Annotated in this window: 2 protein-coding genes; both read right to left on the reverse strand. The window is 70.6% G+C overall.

Annotated elements, in window-relative coordinates; all coding sequences use genetic code 11:
• The coding region (locus CVM52_RS26035; protein ID WP_370741728.1) for a lipid-A-disaccharide synthase at positions 1–661 on the reverse strand (661 nt) is incomplete at its 3' end.
• On the reverse strand, positions 661–1,051 hold a 391-nt coding region (locus CVM52_RS26040; protein ID WP_133120018.1), incomplete at its 5' end, for an LpxI family protein. The genes CVM52_RS26035 and CVM52_RS26040, both read right to left, overlap by 1 nt.

Raw genomic sequence — 1,051 nt, forward strand, 5'->3', positions numbered from 1 at the left:
GGTCGGGATGCGCCGACAGGACCGGCTGCAGCGCGGCGCCGAAAATCGGCGCCAGCCGCGTCACCTCGGACACCCGCGAGCCCGGCAGCACCAGCAGGACCGGCGCCGCGCCCAGCCCCTGGCTGTCGCGAAAGGCGGCAATCTCGGCGGCGCTGGCCTGCGGTTCGGCCACCACCGGGTGACCGACGAAATCGCAATCCATCCCGGCTTCCTGCATATAGGGCGGCTCGAACGGGAACAGCGCCAGCACCTGGTCGATCATCCGCGCCATCTTGGCCGCCCGGCCGGGCCGCCAAGCCCAAACCGTGGGGGCGACGTAATGCACGGTGCGGATGGTGCTGACCGCCTTGACCCGCCGCGCGACACGCAGGCAGAAATCCGGGCTGTCGATGGTGATCAGCAGATCGGGCTGCGTCTCGGCGACCCAGCCGGCGGTCTGCGCGATCCGGCGTTTCAGGTGGCGGTATTTCGGCAGCACCTCGGCCAGTCCCATGACGCTGAGTTCGTCCATCGGAAAGCGGCTGGTCAGGCCCTGCGCCTGCATCTGCGGCCCGCCGATCCCATCAAAGCTGACCTGTGGCAGCAGCTGGCGCAGCCCGGCCATCAGCGCGCCGCCCAGACGGTCGCCCGAGGGTTCGCCGGCCACGAGAAAGATGCGCATCAGCCCGCCGCCTCCCGCACCCACAGGAACAGGCCCAGCCGGTCACAGGCGGCGCGCACCGCGTCGCGGTCCAGCACCAGCACCCCGCCGGCCTCGATGGTGATGCCGTCCAGCCGGGCCTGCGCCGCGGCCTCCACCGTTGTCACCCCGATGGTCGGCAGGTCGACGCGACGGTCCTGGCCGTCCTTGGGCATCTTCACCAGCACGCCGCCAGCGGTATCGGGGCGCGCCGTCAGGCTGGCCAGCATCCAGTCGGTGCCATAGGCGCTTTCGATCGCCAGCGCCTGCCGGTTCAGCACCACGCAGCCCTGGATGACGAATTGCTGCAGGCTGATCCGGCCCTTCACGACCCCTTCGGAGAACAGGTAGGGCAGCCGCGCGGCGATACCG

Origin of the sequence: Pseudooceanicola lipolyticus (genome assembly GCF_002786325.1) — a bacterium.
In the GTDB taxonomy this organism is placed as follows: Bacteria; Pseudomonadota; Alphaproteobacteria; order Rhodobacterales; family Rhodobacteraceae; genus Pseudooceanicola_C; species Pseudooceanicola_C lipolyticus.